Annotated in this window: 14 protein-coding genes; 8 read left to right on the forward strand and 6 right to left on the reverse strand. The window is 72.9% G+C overall.

From position 1 onward, the window contains the following. Nucleotides 1-34: 34 nt before the first annotated feature. The 3 genes from LO772_RS20270 to LO772_RS20280 form a co-directional block, all read right to left on the reverse strand. Nucleotides 35-1123 carry a transcriptional regulator gene (locus LO772_RS20270; RefSeq protein ID WP_331717259.1) on the reverse strand — a complete coding sequence of 363 codons (1089 nt, stop codon included), beginning with the start codon at nucleotides 1121-1123 and terminating at the stop codon, nucleotides 35-37. After that, complete coding sequence (locus LO772_RS20275; RefSeq protein WP_231773442.1) at nucleotides 1120-1515, reverse strand: hypothetical protein; 396 nt, start codon at nucleotides 1513-1515, stop codon at nucleotides 1120-1122. Before LO772_RS20275 ends, LO772_RS20270 begins: the two co-directional genes overlap by 4 nt. A 351-nt stretch (nucleotides 1516-1866) precedes the next feature. After that, nucleotides 1867-3033 (reverse strand): acetyl-CoA C-acetyltransferase, encoded by a 1167-nt coding sequence (locus tag LO772_RS20280; protein WP_231773443.1) that lies wholly within the window; start codon nucleotides 3031-3033, stop codon nucleotides 1867-1869. Nucleotides 3034-3202: 169 nt separating this feature from the next. On the opposite strand from LO772_RS20280, the gene LO772_RS20285 reads away from it, so the two are divergent. Further along, entirely contained in the window at nucleotides 3203-4366 is a 1164-nt protein-coding gene (locus LO772_RS20285) for an acyl-CoA dehydrogenase family protein (RefSeq protein ID WP_231773444.1), read from the forward strand. A gap of 49 nt (nucleotides 4367-4415) precedes the next feature. After that, the gene (locus LO772_RS20290) at nucleotides 4416-5462 is read left to right on the forward strand and encodes an acyl-CoA dehydrogenase family protein (RefSeq protein WP_231773445.1); all 1047 of its coding nucleotides are present in this window, start codon (nucleotides 4416-4418) and stop codon (nucleotides 5460-5462) included. A gap of 276 nt (nucleotides 5463-5738) precedes the next feature. On the opposite strand, the gene LO772_RS20295 is transcribed toward LO772_RS20290, so the two are convergent. The 3 genes from LO772_RS20295 to LO772_RS20305 form a co-directional block, all read right to left on the reverse strand. Beyond that, on the reverse strand, nucleotides 5739-5960 hold the full coding sequence (locus tag LO772_RS20295; protein ID WP_231773446.1) for a hypothetical protein: 222 nt from the start codon (nucleotides 5958-5960) through the stop codon (nucleotides 5739-5741). Continuing rightward, complete coding sequence (locus LO772_RS20300; protein ID WP_231773447.1) at nucleotides 5957-6184, reverse strand: hypothetical protein; 228 nt, start codon at nucleotides 6182-6184, stop codon at nucleotides 5957-5959. The genes LO772_RS20295 and LO772_RS20300 overlap by 4 nt, the downstream gene beginning before the upstream one ends. A 507-nt stretch (nucleotides 6185-6691) precedes the next feature. Then, the gene (locus LO772_RS20305) at nucleotides 6692-7468 is read right to left on the reverse strand and encodes an enoyl-CoA hydratase/isomerase family protein (protein ID WP_231773448.1); all 777 of its coding nucleotides are present in this window, start codon (nucleotides 7466-7468) and stop codon (nucleotides 6692-6694) included. 128 nt (nucleotides 7469-7596) lie between these two features. Here LO772_RS20305 and LO772_RS20310 point away from each other — a divergent pair, with 128 nt between their 5' ends. From LO772_RS20310 to LO772_RS20335, 6 genes are all read left to right on the forward strand, one after another. Further along, entirely contained in the window at nucleotides 7597-9219 is a 1623-nt protein-coding gene (locus tag LO772_RS20310; RefSeq protein WP_231773449.1) for a FadD3 family acyl-CoA ligase, read from the forward strand. 256 nt (nucleotides 9220-9475) lie between these two features. Beyond that, entirely contained in the window at nucleotides 9476-10399 is a 924-nt protein-coding gene (locus LO772_RS20315; RefSeq protein ID WP_231773450.1) for a hypothetical protein, read from the forward strand. 146 nt (nucleotides 10400-10545) lie between these two features. Continuing rightward, on the forward strand, nucleotides 10546-10728 hold the full coding sequence (locus LO772_RS20320; protein ID WP_331717260.1) for a DUF397 domain-containing protein: 183 nt from the start codon (nucleotides 10546-10548) through the stop codon (nucleotides 10726-10728). A 391-nt stretch (nucleotides 10729-11119) separates the two neighbouring features. Further along, the gene (locus tag LO772_RS20325) at nucleotides 11120-12076 is read left to right on the forward strand and encodes an LLM class flavin-dependent oxidoreductase (protein ID WP_231773452.1); all 957 of its coding nucleotides are present in this window, start codon (nucleotides 11120-11122) and stop codon (nucleotides 12074-12076) included. A gap of 367 nt (nucleotides 12077-12443) precedes the next feature. Further along, on the forward strand, nucleotides 12444-14183 hold the full coding sequence (locus LO772_RS20330) for an N-acyl-D-amino-acid deacylase family protein (RefSeq protein WP_231773453.1): 1740 nt from the start codon (nucleotides 12444-12446) through the stop codon (nucleotides 14181-14183). 282 nt (nucleotides 14184-14465) lie between these two features. Then, nucleotides 14466-17048 (forward strand): bifunctional FO biosynthesis protein CofGH, encoded by a 2583-nt coding sequence (locus tag LO772_RS20335; RefSeq protein ID WP_231773454.1) that lies wholly within the window; start codon nucleotides 14466-14468, stop codon nucleotides 17046-17048. The last annotated feature ends 26 nt before the right edge of the window (nucleotides 17049-17074 follow it).

The raw sequence follows: 17074 nt of genomic DNA on the forward strand, positions 1-17074 counted from the left end.
GGGGTGGTGGGGGTCATGCGACCGGTGTTCGCGGTCACAGGCGTGCCTCCAGTGCGTCGCGGATTCGGCGCAGGAGCTCGATGTCGGGTGGTGCGGTGCCGGGGGCGTCGCCGGGCCACGGCGGTGCCGACGGGTCCGGGGGCCGGGCCCCGGCGGGCGGGCCGGGGTCGGGGTGCGGCGGGGCCACCAGTCCGGCGGCGGCCATTCGGCGCACCTCGGCCAGCACGTGGAACGCCGGGCGGCCGAGGAGGTGGGCGATGCCGCCGGGGGTGCGCACGCCGTCGGCGAGGTCCAGCACGGCACGGCGGAACGCGGCGCGCGGCGGAGGTGCCTCGGGGCGGCGGAGCACGGGGGAGACGTCGAGCCGGGCATCCGGGAACGCCCGGTCGAGCAGGACGCGGCGGCGTCGGCACTCGCGGGCGACGGCGGGTGCGGAGACCGGGCGGATCGGGCCGAGCCCGTGCGCGCCGCCGGGACGGAAGCGCACGGGGCCGGCGTCCGGTGCGAGGGTGAAGTACGCGGCGTCGAACAGCGCGGCCAGGTGGGCGATCTCCAACTCGCCGGTGCCGAGCAGGTGTCGCTCCAAAAGGTGGCGTCCGACGCGGCCGTCTTCCCCGGCCCGGTCGACGGCCTGCCGCCACGCGTCGGGAGTCAGCCGCCCGCCCGCGGCGAGCAGCGTGTCGAGCGTCGGCGCGGCCGGGCTCTCGGCGTGGACGACCTCGCCGCGCCGCAGGTAGAGCGCGCCGGTTCCGCTGAGCAGGACGCCGGACGCGGACGGGTCCTCGGCGAGGAGGGCGAGGAGCGCGTCGGTGGGCGGGGCGGGAGCGGTGGCGCCGGGGCCGGGGCCGCGGCCGGGGGTCGGGTCGGAGTCGGGGTTCGGGGTGCGGCGGGGTAAGCGGCGCGGGAGCGGGGCGACCGGGGTGGGGGGCGGCGCGGCGGTGCCGGGGGGCCGGGCCGCGCGGTCGGGGGCGGGGCCGGGCTCGTGGTCGGGGGCATGGCCGGGCTCGGGGCCGGGGTCGCGGGGTGCGGCGTGCCGGAGGCCGGGGGCGGGCGGCGGCGCGGTGCGGGGTGTGCGGTGGTGCTCGTCCGTGTCCGCGCGGCGCGGCGCGGCGACAAGGGTCACGACAGGGCCAGCTTCTCGGCGAGGTCTTGGAGCCGTACGCGGGACAGGGCGAGGTTGGCGTGCGCGCGGTCGAGCCATACGTGGACGAAGACGTTGGTGTCGAACTGGGTTTCGACGAAGCGCAGCAGATGGAACGCGGTGCGGGTGGTCACGATGATGTCCTCGACCGGGGTGTCCGCGGCGACGAATCCGCCGCCGGGGGCCGCGAACGCCGCGTATTCGGCGGTGAGCCGGGCGAGTTCGGCGGTTTCGGCGGCAGTCGTCTCGTGGTCGCCGTTCGGTGACGCGCCGACGGTGCCGAGCGCGAGGCCACTGACCCACTCGACGACGGACGCGCCCAGTGCGCCCGGCAAGTCCATGGCCTGATGCAGGCACTCGTCGATCCCTGGCACGCGCGGCTCCCCTCCTGCGTGGCGGCTGTGATCGAGACGCTACGCAGTGCGCACACGCGAACGAGTGAAATCCCGTGTTTCCCACGGAGGTTCGGGTGCACGGGCATAGGATTCGCCCCCGACCGCCACGAACTGGCCATCACCACAAGGCAATTGCCGACGTTCGCGGGCATACCGCACCGTCGGCGACGCGCCGATCCCCCACCCCCAACCAACCACGACACCGCCACCGGAGAACAATTCGCGTCCCCCGGGACCGTGCCGGACCGCGCGGGGCAGGACTGCCCGCCCGCCGTCGCCGCGCGGTCCGGTTCCTGATGGTCGTGTCGGCGGCTTCTCGCGGAGCCTTTCTCAGCTCAGGCGTTCGATGATGGTCACATTGGCCTGGCCGCCGCCCTCGCACATCGTCTGGAGGCCGTAGCGCCCGCCGGTGCGTTCCAGGTGGTGCAGCAGCGTCGTCATCAGGCGGGCTCCCGTGGCGCCGAGGGGGTGGCCGAGGGCGATCGCGCCGCCGTTGGGGTTGACCTTGTCGTGCTCGGCCTTGACGTCCTTCATCCAGGCCAACACCACCGGCGCGAAAGCCTCGTTGATCTCGATCGCGTCCATGTCGTCGATGGTCAGGCCGGTTTTGGCGAAGGCGTATTCGGTGGCCGGGATCGGTGCCGAGAGCATCTCGATCGGCGACGCGCCCCGCACGCTGATGTGGTGGATGCGTGCGCGCGGGGTCAAGCCGTGGCGTTTCAGGGCCTGTTCGGAGACGAGGAGCAGCGCGGCGGCGCCGTCCGCGATCTGCGACGCGACGGCGGCGGTCATGCGCCCGTCGGCGAGGAGGGTCCGCAGCTCGGCCATTTTCGCCAACGTCGTGCCGCGGCGCGGGGGTTCGTCGAGGACGATGTCCGTGCCGCCGACGTTCACGGGGGCGATCTCCCGGGTGAAGAATCCGTTGTCGATCGCGTGCAGGGCGCGTTCGTGCGAGGCGAGGGCGTACTCTTCCATCTGACGGCGTGTGATGTCCCAGCGCCGGGCGATGAGTTCGGCGCCGTGGAACTGGTCGACGGGTTGGTCGCCGTACCGTTCGACCCAGCCGGTGGAGCCGGAGAAGGGGTCGTCGAAGCCGAACTGCCGCGCCGAGGTCATGGCCGCGGAGATCGGGATCTGGTTCATGTTCTGGACGCCGCCCGCGACCACGACATCGCTGGTGCCCGACATCACCGCCTGCGCGGCGAAGTGGACCGCCTGCTGCGACGATCCGCACTGGCGGTCGACGGTGACGCCCGGCACCGCCTCGGAGTAGCCGGCGGCGAGCCACGCGGTGCGGGCGATGTCGCCGGCCTGCGGGCCGATCGCGTCGACGCATCCGAAGATGACGTCCTCGACGGTGTCCGGGTCGATGCCGCTGCGCTCGACGAGGGCCTTGAGGACGTGTGCGCCCAGGTCGGCGGGGTGGACCCCGGCGAGCGAGCCTTTCTTGCGGCCGACCGGCGTGCGGACCGCCTCGACGATGTATGCCTCGGGCATCGGTTCTCCCAGCTCTTCGGCCTCTTCGGCGTGACGTGCGGACGTGTCTCGTCGCGACGCTCGAGGAATTGACGTCGCTCTCAAGCGTGAACTGACGACCCGTCAGTTATATGCTGCTCCCCGCGCCCGGCGAAACGCCGACAGCGCGGACAGCGTGAGGAGTGTCCGGATGGATCTCGAATTCACCGCTGAGGAACGGCAGTTCAGGCAGGAGGCCCGCGCCTGGCTGACCGCCAACGTGCCGGCCGAACCGCTGCCGTCGATGGACACCGAGGACGGCTTCCGCCGGCATCAGGCCTGGGAGAAGCGGCTCTTCGACGCGCGCTGGGCGGTCGTCTCGTGGCCCGAGGAGTACGGCGGGCGCGACGCCGGCCTGACCGAGTGGCTGATCTTCGAGGAGGAGTACCACCGCGCGGGCGCCCCCGGCCGGGTCGGCCAGAACGGGATCTTCCTCTTCGCCCCCACGCTCTTCGCGTTCGGCGACACGGCGCAGCGGGACCGCTACCTGCCCGCGATGGCGTCGGGCGAGGAGATCTGGGTGCAGGGCTGGTCCGAACCCGAGGCCGGATCCGACCTCGCCAACGTGCGGTCCCGTGCCGTCCGCGACGACGCGCACGGCGGCTGGCGGCTGACCGGGCAGAAGATCTGGAGTTCGCGCGGGACATACGGCCACCGGCTCTTCGGCCTCTTCCGCACCGACCCGGACTCGCGCCGCCACCACGGGCTGACGTACTTCATGGTCGACCTCGCGTCGCCCGGCGTGACCGTGCGGCCGATCGCGCAGCTCGACGGCGAGCCCGGCTTCGCCGAGATCTTTCTCGACGACGTGTTCGTGCCGGACGCCGACGTCCTCGGCGCGCCCGGCGAGGGCTGGACGATCATGATCGCCACGACCGGCAGCGAACGCGGGCTCAACCTGCGCAGCCCCGGCCGGTTCCTGGAGCCCGCGCGGCGGCTGCTCGACCTGTACCGGCGGCGCGGCGGGGACGAGTCGCTGCGCGACGCGGTCGTCCGGGCGTGGATGGACGCGGAGGCGTACCGGCTCTTCACCTTCGGCACCGTCACCAAGCTGCTCGACGGCGGCCGGATCGGCGCGGATTCGTCGGTCAACAAGGTGTTCTGGTCGCAGATGGACGTCGAGTCGCACGCGACCGCGCTGCGACTGCTGGGCGAGTACGGCGAGTTGGACGCGGGATCCCCCGAAGCGGTCGACGACGCACGCTGGTTGGACGGCTTCCTGTTCGCCCTCGGCGGTCCGATCTACGCGGGGACCAACGAGATCCAGCGCAACACCATCGCGGAACGCGTCCTCGGCCTGCCCCGGGCCCGGTGAGCGGCTGCCGGGCCAAGGCCCGAAGCCTTGCGGACGAAGGGAACTGACGATGCGTCTGGCATACGGCGAAGAGCAGCACCTGTTCGGCGAGACGGTCCGCGACTTCCTGGCCGCGCACTGCACCGCCGAGCACGTACGGGCCGCATGGGCGGCGGACACCGCCGTCTCGGCGCGCTGGGCGGAGCTGGCGAAGCTCGGGGTGACCGGTCTCGTGGTGCCGGACGACCACGACGGACTCGGGCTGGGCGAGGAGGAGTTGTCGGCGGTTCTGGAGCAGGCCGGGTACGCGGCGCTGCCCGATCCGCTGGTGGAGGCCGCCGTCGCGAGCGGCATCCTCGCCGAATTCGCCCCGGACGCGGGGTGGTTGGCGCGGATCGCGCGGGGGGAGTCCGTGGCGTCCGTCCTGCTGCCGGGGCAGGCCTTCGCGGTCGAGGCGCGGGCCGCGGACCTCGTGGTGGTCGGCATCGCCCCGGCCGACGCACCCGCCGAGATCCATGTCGTCGACCCCGCCGACTGCACCCTGACCGCGCAGGTTTCCGTCGACCGCGCGCGCAAACTGTTCCGCGTGGGCTTCGACCCGGTTCCGGAGACCCTGGTCGCGTCGGGCCCGGCCGCGGCGACCGCGCTCGCGCGCGCCGCCGACCGGGGAGCGCTCGGCACCGCGGCGTTCCTCCTGGGCCTGACGCGGCGCATGCTCGACATGACGGTCGCGTACGCCAAGCAGCGCGTGCAGCGCGGCGTGGTGATCGGCACCCACCAGTCGGTGCAGCATCACTTGGCGAACGTGCTGGTCAAGCTGGAGTTCGCGCGCCCGGTGGTGATGCGCGCGGCGTACTCCCTGGCCCGGGGCCTGCCCTCGGCACCGCGCGACGTGTCGATGGCCAAGATCTACGCGGGCGAGGCCGCCGACCTGGCCGCCCGCAACGCTCTCCAGGTCCACGGCGCGATCGGCTACACCGAGGAACACGACCTCCACCTCTTCATGAAGCGCGCCTGGGCACTGACCGCCGCGTGGGGCGACGCGAGCCGGCACCGCGCGCGCGTGGCGGCGGACCTCCTGGGCGACGCCCCGGCGCCGATGACCCCGGAGCTGTGAGCACTCCGTGACGGCGCGGAGCGTATGACGGGATGCGGTGACGCGCGAGTCGCGAGCGCCGCGGGCTCGCATGCGCGTCGGCGGGATCACCGCTGTTCGCTGTGCGTCGATCCGGCGACATCCGGGACGTCGCCGCCCGCCGCGTCCGCCGCGACGCGCCGGCCGCCCTCGTCACATCGATCGCGTCCGGCGACGCCGGGAACCGCGTCGACGTCGCCACTCGCCCGGTGTCCGGCGCCCACCGACAAGCCCCGGCGGCGTGGTGCCGCGCTCGTCTCAGGAGACGTTCCGCCGCGTCTTGTCCGGTGGCGGACGCGGATTGATCGGCGGGCGCGGCAGCATCGACGTGTGCTCCTCGAACGCCCTCCGCGCCTCGGCCCGGCGGGCACGGGACGCCTTCGTCCCGCGCACGCCGAACAACTCGACGACCCCCAGGGCGACCAGGACGATCAGGACGGGCCACCGGCTTTCCACGGCCATCAGGTCTCCGAGGGTCACAGGATCGCTCCTCGTCTCATCGGGTGCGCCGCGGCCACGCGCGGCGGCGCGAACCTGAGCCGTGGCCCTGCGGCGAACGCGCACGCCGACGCCGCGCCGGCGCTGCCGCCGACCACCGTGTGCGTCGGTGCGGTCGCGACGACGTGCGCGTCCCGGCCGTCGCGCGTGACCTCCACCGCGGGCGCGCCGGCCGACGACGCGGGCGACGGGGGTATCGCGGTCACGGCCGCGGTGTCGCGGCCGAGCGTCGGCGGGGCGCCGCCGAGGTACACGAGGCTCCGCGGCCCGGCACCCCCGCGTCGAGCCCCGCCGGAAGCGTCCGTTCGACCGACGGAGACGGGCCCGGGCGGCCGGCATCGTCCGAGGTGCGATCCGGTGACGGGCAGGCGACCAGGCATGCTGCCGAGTCAACCGCCATGGCTCCCCGCGACCCATGGGGCAAGCGCCCGAACCGGGGTGGGGCCAGCCCCACCTTTGCGACGCGGGCGGCCCGGCGGGGGCGACGGCGCCCGCTCACGCCACGTGCCGCCCACGTCGACACGCGTTGTCGGCCTCCTTGCCCGACGCCGTCGCCGACCCGCGAGGCCGTCGCCGTCGTCGACGGCGCTCTCGCGGTGTTCCCTCACGCGGCGGCGGTGCGCTCGCCCCGTGCAGCGTCCCGCCGTGCGCGCGGCCGGGTCTGTCACACGCCGGTCGCCCCACCCGACGGCCAGGTTCCGGGTGCCGCCGGCTCACCGCACTCGGAACTCCTTCGTACGCCGGGCGAACAGCGCCTCCTGGTCGTCCCCGGGGATGTTGCCCATCGTGATCAGATGCGGCGCGATCGTCAGCGCCTGCACCCGGGTCAGGTCGCGCGCCGCCCACAGCGCGCGCAGTGAGCCCTGCACGCTGTGCGGCGGGTACGACGCGATGACCTCGGCGGCCCAACGTGCGGTCTCGTGCAGTCGGTCGGCGGGGACGACCTGCGAGACCAGGCCCGTCTCGTACGCCCGTCGCGCGCTCATCCGCTCGGCGTTGCCCAGCAGCGTCAGCCGCATGACCTCGCCGAACGGCATGCGCTGGGCGAGGTGTGTCGACTCGAAGCCGGAGACCATGCCGTACGTCGTGTGCGGGTCGAAGAACGTCGCGTGGTCGGCGGCGATCACGAACTCGCATTCACCGAGCAGGTAGAACGCGCCGCCGCACGCGATGCCGTTGACCGCGACGATGAGCGGCTTCCACAACTCGGCGGTCTTCGGGCCGATTTTGGGCATCGGGTCCACGGGCATGTACGGCGACTTCGGCTGGGGCACGGTCACGGCACGGTCGATGCCGGTGCAGAAGGCCTTGTCGCCGGCGCCGGTGAGCACGATGACGCGCACGCCGTCGTCCTCGCGCAACTCCCGCCACAGTCCGTGCAGTTCATCCATCATCTCCAGGTCGAAGGCGTTGAGCCGGTCGGGCCGGTTCAACGTGACCCAGGCGATGCCGTCGGCTTCCTCGTACCCGAGCGTCTCGAACTTGCGCATGGAGCCCGTCCTTTGCCTCGACCGGGGTGGTTCTTGTCGTCGCGCCTTTTCCCTCGCCCACATCTGACGTACCGTCAGCTAGACCTTAGAGCACCGGTGACCCGCAGCGGACCCTCTCAGGAGCGATCATGCAGAGCGATCTGGGCCCGGACGGCATCCCCGCGCTCGTCGAGAGCGCCGCCGCGCGCTTCGGCGACAGTGAGGCCGTCGTGGACGTGGACGGTACGACTCGCACCACTTTCGCCGAACTGCGCGACGCCGTACGGGCCGCCGCCGCGGCGGCGATCGCCGCGGGCGTCGGGAAGGGCGACCGCGTCGCGATCTGGGCACCCAACAGCCGCGACTGGATCACCGCCGCCCTCGGCGCGCTCACCGCGGGCGGCGTCCTCGTGCCGATGAACACCCGGTACAAAGGCGCCGAAGCGCGGTACGTCCTGGCCAAGACCCGCGCCAAACTCCTCTTCGTCTCCGGCACGTTCCTCGGCACGTCCTACGTCGCCATGCTCCGCGACGCCGCGGGCACCCCGACCGCCGACCGCCCGTTCGCCGACCTCCCCGACCTGACGCGGACCGTCGTCCTCGCCGACACCGCACCCGAACGGTGCACGGCCTGGCCGGACTTCCTGGCCGCCGGGTCCGCGGTGGCACCCGGCACGGTCACCGCCCGCGCGGCGACCGTCACCCGCGAGGACATCGGCGACATCATCTTCACGTCCGGAACCACCGGGCGCCCCAAGGGAGTCATGACCGCGCAGGGCCAATCGCTCCGGGTCTTCGCGACGTGGGCCGACGCCGTGGGGCTCACCGAGGGCGACCGCTACCTCGTCGTCAACCCGTTCTTCCACACCTTCGGCTACAAGGCCGGCCTGCTCGCGAGCCTCCTCACCGGGGCGACGATGATCACGCAGGCGGTCTTCGACGCCGACGCGGCGCTGGCCGCGATCCAGGACGAGCGCGTGACCGTGCTCCCCGGCGCGCCGACCGTCTACACGTCCCTTCTCGACTCCGGCAAACGCCGCGAGTACGACCTGTCATCGCTGCGCCTCGCCGTCACCGGAGCCGCCGCGGTACCGCTCTCCCTCGTCCGGCGGATGGGCACCGACCTCGGCTTCGACACCGTCCTGACGGCGTACGGCCTCACCGAGTCGTGCGGCACCACCACCATGTGCCGCCGAGGCGACCCGCCCGAGATCGTCGCCACCACCTCGGGACGCGCGATCGACGGCGTCGAGGTGGCCACCGTCGACGCGGCCGGCAAGCCGACCGCGCCCGGCGACCCCGGCGAGGTCGTCATCCGCGGCTACAACGTGATGCGCGGCTACTTCGAGGACCCCGAGGCCACCGCGGAGGCGATCGACGCGGACGGGTGGCTGCGCACCGGTGACGTCGGAATCCTCGACACCCGGGGCAACCTGCGGATCACCGACCGCATCAAGGACATGTACATCGTCGGCGGCTTCAACGCCTACCCCGCCGAGATCGAGTCCGCTCTCGCCGCCCACCCGTCCGTCTCCGAGGCCGCGGTCGTCGGCGTCCCGGACCGGCGCCTGGGCGAGGTCGGCAAGGCCTACGTCCTGCTCCGCCCGGGCACGTCGGCCACACCGGAGGAGATCATCGCCTTCTGCCGCCGCGCGATGGCGAACTACAAGGTGCCGAGGTCCGTGGAGATCGTGTCGGAACTGCCGCGCAACGCGATGGGCAAGGTCCTGAAATACGAACTCCGCGCGCGGGCCGCCTCGTCCGACCGGTGACGCCCGAGCCGTCGCGGCTGCGTCGCCGGCCTCGGTGCGGTGCCGGGTGGGTCAACTCGAGTGAGGAGCCGCCGTGTTGGCCCGGTCTCGGCGAACGGGGTGCCGCGGCGGGGTCGTTCGCCGCGTCGGGCCTCACGCGGCGTGGCCTCACGGTCGGCGCGGCGTTGTCGGGACGGCGGCGCCGGGCCCGCCCCGGGCCGCCGACACGTCCGATTCATTCAAGAACGATCGCCGTGCCGGTGCCTAGTGTCCCGGTATGACGTGGATCTCTGACGACGTGATCGAGCGCGCCGCGCGGTTCCTGTGGACGACGGCCCGCGTGCTGGAGCAGCGCCGCTTCGCCTGGCACTTCCTCGGCGGGGGCGGCGGGCCGGGCGGAGTGCTGGACGCGCTGGACGCCTACCGGACGGAGGACGGAGGCTACGCGTACGGGCTCGAACCGGACGTACGCGGGCCCGCGCCGCAACCGTCGACACTCCGGGCGGCGGTCCCGGTGCTGGCGGAGACGGGAGCGCTCGGCGACACCCGGACGGCGGCGCTGTGCGACTGGCTGGCCGGTGTCACCGAACCGGACGGCGGGGTTCCGGCGGCGCTGCCGACGCTGCGGCCGTATCCGCACCCGCCGTGGATCCGCGTCCCCGACGCCCTGACGGGCGGCCTGCTGCCGACCGGCTGGATCGTCGGCCCGATGCTCCGGGCCGATGTCCCGCACCCGTGGGTCGCCGGTGCCTCCGACTTCTGCCGGGGTGCCGTCGACGCCCTCACCGAGTCACGCGCCGAGACGCATCCGTACGAGGTGCACGCGGCGCTGGCGTACCTTGAAGGCGCCCCGGACCGCGTCTGGGCGCGCGAGGCAGCCGCGCGTCTGGGCGAACTCGTCCGCGAGCAAAGGCTGGTCGTACTCGACCCCACCCACCCCGAACAGGTGCGCATCCCCCCGGGCTACGCCGCCGGGGAGTTCCACTTCCCGCACGACTACGCCCCGGCGCCGGACAGCCTCGCCCGTCCGTGGTTCTCCGAGACGGAGATCGAGAACAGTCTCACCCACCTGGTGAACTCCCAGGAGGAGGACGGAGGTTGGCCCGTCCGCTGGGCGCGGTGGTCGCCGACGACCCACACCGAGGCCCGCCCGATGGTCACGCTGGACGCGCTGCTGATCCTCCGCGACTACAGCAAGTAGCGGTCGTCGCACGGCCCGGAGCGGTCGCTTCCGGTTCATGGTGGGCGATTTTCCGTCGTCTCGGCACCCGAATGCCGTAGTCCGGCACGGCCCAACCAATGAGGCTGTAACGTCCGGTGCCGAGACGAAAGGGGATGGAGTTCGCGATGCACTCCCGGATGGTCTGGCGCAAGAGCTCACACAGCACCCAGGAAAGCGCCTGCGTCGAAGTCGCCTCGACGGGCCGCTTCCTCGCCACCCGCGACTCCAAGCGCGCCGACGGCCCGAGGCTGGAGTTCCGCGGCACCGCTTGGCACGCCTTCACCGGCGCGGTGCGCGGCCGACGGTGACCCGGCGCGCCTCGGCCTCGCGCCGGGGCCCGCGCCCGGTTTCGGTCCCGATCCCGGTCGCGCGCCCGGCTCTGGCGCCGCGCCCTGTGCCCGGTTCCGCGCCCGTCCTCGCGTCGAGCCTCGCCCCGGGCCTCGCGCCCGGTTTCGGTCTCGTGCCCGGTCCCGCCCCCGATCTCGCGCCGCGTGCTGTGCCCGGTCCCGCGCCCGGGTCTCGCGCCGCCTCTCGCGCCCGGTCCCGGTCTCGCGTCGGGCCTCGCCCCGCGCCTCGTGCAGCCCGATTCCGCCCGGTCCGCGCCGGTCCCGCGCCCGCCCAACCCCTCGTGACGATTGTCTGATGCAGCGTCAGGTCCCAGGATGGGGGGCTCTTGGCGGCAGGCGACGAAGGGGCACCATGGCGGCGATCTTGGGTTCCGGCGGGTTGCACTACGGCATGCAGTTGCCGATCCAGGCGCAAAGCGCGTTGTTCGCGGAGGAGTGGGAGAAGAGCGCGAGCGCCGAGGCGTTGGCGGCGGTCGCCCGCGCGTGTGACCGCGGGGGCTTCGCGTACATCGCGGTCTGCGACCACACGGCGATTCCGCGCGACCACGCGTCGACGATGGGCACCGAGTGGTGGGACACCATGACGACGCTCGGCTGGCTGGCCGGGATCACCGGCCACGTGCGGTTGCTCAGCCACGTGGCGGTTCTCGCCCACCGGCACCCGATGACGGCGGCGAAGGCCTTCGCGACGCTGGACGTCGTCTCGGGCGGACGTGCGGTCGTCGGGGCGGGTGCCGGGCACGTGGAGGCCGAGTTCGCGATGCTCGGCCGGGATTTCGGCGGTCGCGGTGCCGCACTCGACGAGTCCCTGGAGCTTCTCGACCTCGCCCTGCGCGAGGAGTTCGTGACGTACGCGGGGGAGCGGTTCCGCGTCGACGACATGGGCCAGCGCCCGCGCCCGGTGCAGGTTCCGCGTCCGCCGATCTGGGTGGGCGGTTCGGCGGCACCGGCCCTGCGGCGGGCCGCGCGGTACGGCGACGGCTGGCTGCCGCAGGGGAGTCCGCGCGCGACCTTCCCCGGGCAGGTCGCGCAACTGCGGCGGCTGCGCGAGGAGTTCGGCCGCGCGGACGAGCCGCTGGACATCGGGGCCATTCCCGAGCCGCTGTACGTCGGCACCCCCGGCTGGGACGTCGGCGACCGGACGGTGACCGGCAGCCCGGAGCGCATCGCCGAGTCGCTGCGCTGGTACCGGGAGCAGGGGGCGCACCAGGTGCAGGTGCGGTTCCGGAGCCGGGATCCGAAAGAACTGATCGGCCAAATCGAGGTGTTCGCGGGGGAAGTGGCGCCGTTGCTCGGCGGCGGGCGCTGACGAGGGGCACTGGCCCAGAGGCAACGGCCCAGGGCCAAGGGCGCGGGTGGCTCGCGGACCGGGCGCGAGTACGTCGCCACGCCCGCCCCGGCGAAGAGCGCGGGCGCGGGCGGCCACACGCGCCGCGCCGCGAGTCACGGCCGACGCGCCGCGACGGACGCGCGCGGGGGCGAGCGGCGGTTGAACGCCGCGTCCCGCCACGGCTCGTGCTCCTCGCCGGCGCCCGGGGCACCGGAGCCGGGCGAGCGCGTCCCGGCCCTTGTCACTTATTGAATCTGACGTACCATCAGAAACCGCGGGGCGCCGCCCCCGGACGCGGGTCCGGCCGTGCGGGCGCAGGCATACCGAGACGTAGGGAGTCCGAGGCATGCTCGACCACCTCATCACCGGAGCCACGGTCGTCGACGGGACGGGAGCGCCCGGTTTCCGGGGTGATGTGGGCATCCGGGACGGCCGGATCGCCGCGGTGCGGAAGAGCGGCGGCGTCGCCGAGCCGACGAGGACACGCGAGGACGCCGAAGGGCTCGTCCTGGCACCGGGGTTCATCGACCCGCACACCCACTACGACGCGCAACTGCACTGGGACGGCTACGCGACGCCCTCGGTCAACCACGGCGTCACCACCGTCGTCGGCGGCAACTGCGGCTTCACCCTGGCCCCGTTGCGTGCCGAGGACGCCGACTACACGCGCCGCATGATGGCCAGGGTCGAGGGCATGGCCCTGCCCGCGCTGGAGACCGGCATCGACTGGTCGTGGGAGACGTTCGCCGAGTACCTGGACCGGCTCGACGGCCGCGTGGGGGTCAACGCGGCCTTCATGGCCGGGCATTGCGCGATCCGCCGCTACGTGATGGGTGCGGACTCGGTCGGGCACGAGGCCACGCCCGCGCAGATCGAGGCGATGGTCGCCGAGTTGGGGAAGGCGATGCGCGCCGGGGCGATCGGGTTCTCCACCGGGCGCTCGAACCACACGGACGGCGACGGACGGCCCGTCCCCTCCCGCCACGCGGCGCCCGACGAGGTGTTGGCCCTGTGCGCCGAGGTCGGGCGGCACGAGGGAACGCAGCTGGAGGCCATCGTCGCGGGCTGCCTCGACACGTTCAGCGACGACGAGATCGACCTGCTGACGCGGATGTCGGTGACCGCGAACCGGCCGGTGAACTGGAACGTCCTGACGGTGGACGCGGCGGCCCCGGACCGGGTGCCGCGCCAGATCCACGCGTCGGAGAAGGCCAAGGAGGCGGGCGGCAAGGTCGTCATCCTCACCCTGCCGGTCCTGGTGCCGATGAACATGTCGCTGCTCAACTACTGCGCGCTCAACCTGCTCCCGGGCTGGGGCGAGATCCTGGGCCTGCCCGTGCCGGAGCGCATGGCCAGACTGTCCGACCCCGCGACGCGGGCCGAGATGGTCCGGCGCGCCAACAGCGACGAGGCCGGGGTGTTCCGTCGACTGGTCGACTTCGGGCGGTACGTCATCGGCGACACCTACTCCCCGGAGAACGAGGGGCTGAGCGGGCGTGTCGTCGCGGACATCGCCCGGGAGCGTGGCCAGGACGACTTCACGACACTCGTCCGGATATGCGCCGCCGACGACCTGCGCACGATCCTGTGGCCGATGCCGACCGACAACGACCCGGCGTCGTGGGCCCTGCGCCGCGAGGTGTGGCGGAGCGAACACGTCATCCTGGGCGGTTCGGACGCCGGCGCGCACCTCGACCGCATGTGCGGGGCGACGTACACCACGCGCTTCCTCGGCGACACCCTGCGTGGGCGGCGGCTGGTGTCCCTGGAGCGCGCGGTGCAGATGCTGACCAGCGACCCCGCGCGGTTGTTCGGCCTCAAGGACCGCGGCCGGATCGCCGAGGGCCGGCACGCCGACCTGGTGCTGTTCGACCCGGAGCGCGTCAATTCCGGGCCCGCACGCCTCGTCCGCGACCTGCCGGGCGACAGCCCGCGCCTGACCGCCGAGTCCGAGGGCATCGTGTCGGTCCGGGTCAACGGCGTCGAGGCCGTGCGCGACGGCCGGACGACCGGTGCCCTGGCCGGTACGGTGCTGCGCTCGGGGAGGGACACGTACACCGTGCCGGCGGATTCCGTCAGCTTCTGATCGCGTTCGGGGCCGCCGCCGGTGAACGGTTTTGTTGCGTCGGCCGATGCGATATGTGCGTTTCGGCTCCGAATATGCCGGGGATCGCTCGCGCCGCGACCGACCGAACCGATGGGCGGTCGCGGCGCCCGTCGAACGCACCGTCCGCGCCGCGCACGTCCCCCGTGATGTGCGACACGAGTCGGTAAACCCTGTGAGGCGCGCGCCTACAGTTGGTCTGTTCGGGGCCCGGAAGGCCCCGAATGGCCAGGCTGGGCGAGTACGACAGCGAGGGGTGCCCGCATGACTCAGACTCCGACCGAGAACGCGATGCGCCGCGCGTTGCGGCGCGCCCGTGACGGGGTCATGCTCGACGTCTCCGAGGCCGAGGTGCTGCTGCATGCGAAGGGCGAGCACCTCGACGACCTGTGCGCGTCGGCGGCACGGGTGCGCGACGCCGGGTTGGAGCAGGTCGGTCGGCCGGGAGTGATCACTTACTCGCGCAAGGTCTTCATTCCCCTGACCAAGCTTTGTAGGGACCGCTGCCACTACTGCACGTTCGCGACCGTTCCCGGCAAGCTGAAGCGCGACGGCCACGGAATGTTCCTCAGCCCCGACGAAGTGGTGCAAATCGCCCGAGACGGCGCCGCGATGGGGTGCAAGGAAGCCCTGTTCACCCTCGGCGACCGGCCGGAGGAGCGCTGGCCCGAGGCCCGCGAGTGGCTGGACGCGCACGGCTACGACGACACCCTGTCGTACGTGCGCGCGATGGCCATCCGGGTCCTGGAGGAGACGGGCCTGCTGCCGCACCTCAACCCCGGCGTCCTCGCGTGGACGGACTTCCAGCGGCTCAAGCCGGTCAGCCCGTCGATGGGAATGATGCTGGAGACCACGGCGACGCGCCTGTGGTCGGAGCCCGGCGGCCCCCACCACGGCTCCCCCGACAAGGAGCCCGCGGTCCGCCTGCGCGTCCTCGAGGACGCCGGACGCTCCAACGTGCCCTTCACCACCGGGATTCTGCTCGGCATCGGCGAGACGATGGCCGAACGCGCGGAATCCGTCTTCGCGTTGCGCAAGGTCGCACGACAGTACGGCGGCATCCAGGAAGTCATCGTGCAGAACTTCCGCGCCAAGCCGGACACCGCGATGCGCTCCGTCGCCGACGCCGACCTCCAGGAACTCGCCGCGGCCATCGCGGTCATCCGCGTCGTCCTGGGGCCCAAGGCGCGCGTGCAGGCGCCGCCCAACCTGGTCGGCGAGGAGTTCGCGCTGATGGTCCGGGCGGGCATCGACGACTGGGGCGGCGTCTCGCCGCTCACGCCCGACCACGTCAACCCCGAGCGACCGTGGCCGCACATCGACGAACTCGCCGAGCGCACCGCCGAATCCGGCTTCACCCTGCGCGAACGCCTCACGATCTACCCGGAGTTCATCAGGCGCGGCGAGCCGTGGATCGACCCACGCGTCATCCCGCACGTGCGGGCGCTCGCCGACGAGGACGGCATGGCCGTCGAGGGCCGCGTCCCCGAGGGACTGCCCTGGCAGGAGCCGGAGGACCTGTTCGCGGCGGCGTCGGGGCGCACCGACCTGCACGTTACGATCGACACGACGGGCCGCACCGCCGACCGCCGCGACGACTTCGACGAGGTGTACGGCGACTGGGAGGAACTGCGCGGGCAGGCGACGTACGGCCGGGACGGCACCGCGGCGCCGGTGCGGATCGACGGCGACGTGAAGGCCGCGCTCGCGCAGGCCGCCGCCGACCCCACGCTGCTGACCGACGACCAGGCGCTGACGCTGTTCCACGCCGACGGCCAGGCCCTCGACGAACTCGCGCGCATCGCCGACGACTTGCGCAAGGACGTCGTCGGCGACGACATCACCTACATCGTCAACCGCAACATCAACTTCACCAACGTCTGCTACACCGGCTGCCGGTTCTGCGCGTTCGCGCAGCGCCGCACCGACGCCGACGCGTACACCCTCTCCCTCGACCAGGTCGGCGAACGCGCCGAGCAGGCCTGGGCGGTGGGCGCGACCGAGGTGTGCATGCAGGGCGGCATCCACCCCGACCTGCCCGGCACGGCGTACTTCGACATCGCCCGCGAGGTGAAGAAGCGCGTGCCCGGCATGCACGTGCACGCCTTCTCGCCGATGGAGGTCGTCAACGGCGCGACCCGCACCGGCATGTCGATCCGCGACTGGCTCCAGGCCGCGAAGGAGGCCGGGCTCGACACGATCCCCGGCACCGCCGCGGAGATCCTGGACGACGACGTGCGCTGGATCCTCACGAAGGGCAAACTGCCCGCCGCGACCTGGGTCGAGGTGGTGACGACCGCGCACGAGCTGGGCATCCGGTCCAGCTCCACCATGATGTACGGCCACGTCGACACGCCCGCGCACTGGCTCGCCCACCTGCGGCTGCTCGGCCGCATCCAGGAAGAGACCGGCGGCTTCACCGAGTTCGTGACCCTGCCGTTCGTCCACACCAACGCGCCGGTCTATTTGGCGGGAATCGCGCGACCGGGCCCGACCCTGCGCGACAATCGCGCCGTGCACGCGATGGCGCGGATCCTGCTGCACGGCAGGATCGCCAACATCCAGACGAGCTGGGTCAAGCTCGGGGTCGACGGCACCAACATGATGCTCCAGGGCGGCGCCAACGACATGGGCGGAACGCTGATGGAGGAGACCATCTCCCGCATGGCCGGCGCCGACAACGGCTCGCGCAAGTCGATCGCCGAACTGGAGGCCATGGCCGCGTCGTTGGGCCGCCGCGCCCGGCAGCGGACCACGACGTACGGTGAGGTCTCCCCGGAACGCAGGGAGATCGCCCGCCGCCACGACGCGGAGGTCGAGAAGATCATGCTGCCGATCCTCGGCTGACGTCGCGGCCGTCGGCGCCGGGACCG

Origin of the sequence: Yinghuangia sp. ASG 101 (assembly GCF_021165735.1) — a bacterium.
Classification (GTDB): domain Bacteria; phylum Actinomycetota; class Actinomycetes; order Streptomycetales; family Streptomycetaceae; genus Yinghuangia.

Coding starts and splice junctions, on each gene's coding strand:
- LO772_RS20280 (WP_231773443.1), bottom strand. CDS start 3,033: ATGCCCGAGGCATACATCGTCGAGGCGGTCCGCACGCCGGTCGGCCGC.
- LO772_RS20285 (WP_231773444.1), top strand. CDS start 3,203: ATGGATCTCGAATTCACCGCTGAGGAACGGCAGTTCAGGCAGGAGGCC.
- LO772_RS20290 (WP_231773445.1), top strand. CDS start 4,416: ATGCGTCTGGCATACGGCGAAGAGCAGCACCTGTTCGGCGAGACGGTC.
- LO772_RS20305 (WP_231773448.1), bottom strand. CDS start 7,468: ATGCGCAAGTTCGAGACGCTCGGGTACGAGGAAGCCGACGGCATCGCC.
- LO772_RS20310 (WP_231773449.1), top strand. CDS start 7,597: ATGCAGAGCGATCTGGGCCCGGACGGCATCCCCGCGCTCGTCGAGAGC.
- LO772_RS20315 (WP_231773450.1), top strand. CDS start 9,476: ATGACGTGGATCTCTGACGACGTGATCGAGCGCGCCGCGCGGTTCCTG.
- LO772_RS20320 (WP_331717260.1), top strand. CDS start 10,546: ATGCACTCCCGGATGGTCTGGCGCAAGAGCTCACACAGCACCCAGGAA.
- LO772_RS20325 (WP_231773452.1), top strand. CDS start 11,120: ATGGCGGCGATCTTGGGTTCCGGCGGGTTGCACTACGGCATGCAGTTG.
- LO772_RS20330 (WP_231773453.1), top strand. CDS start 12,444: ATGCTCGACCACCTCATCACCGGAGCCACGGTCGTCGACGGGACGGGA.
- LO772_RS20335 (WP_231773454.1), top strand. CDS start 14,466: ATGACTCAGACTCCGACCGAGAACGCGATGCGCCGCGCGTTGCGGCGC.